Origin of the sequence: Bacillus sp. SIMBA_008 (genome assembly GCF_046535495.1) — a bacterium.
GTDB classification, from domain to species: domain Bacteria; phylum Bacillota; class Bacilli; order Bacillales; family Bacillaceae; genus Bacillus; species Bacillus subtilis.
The window spans coordinates 1-277 of sequence record NZ_JAWRWL010000366.1 but is presented as its reverse complement, the minus strand read 5'-3'; the positions used below and the strand labels follow the sequence as shown (position 1 = coordinate 277).

The following is a 277-nucleotide window of genomic DNA, read 5'->3' as shown; positions in this document are numbered from 1 at the left end:
CAGACGACAAAGGATAATGCTCCTTCACTTCGGCTTTTTCAATCGCATGATAAGCAGCAGTATCTGCTTGATCGATATATGCTGCCATTAATCGTATCGTAGGTATTTGGAAAAATTGTGGAAGCGTCAGCTCTACACTAAATGCACGATGAATGATACCAATGAAGGTAATCGCCTTTAGAGAATCTCCACCCATTTCAAAGAAATGATCATCTATGCCAATTTCATCAATCTTAAAGAAAGCTTGCCAATGTTGACTTAATGCTTTCTCCAGCTC

1 protein-coding gene is annotated in these 277 nt (G+C 39.4%); it reads right to left on the bottom strand.

Annotated elements, in window-relative coordinates; all coding sequences use genetic code 11:
- The coding region (locus tag SB658_RS23625) for a phosphopantetheine-binding protein (RefSeq protein ID WP_410602733.1) at positions 1 to 277 on the bottom strand (277 nt) is incomplete at both ends.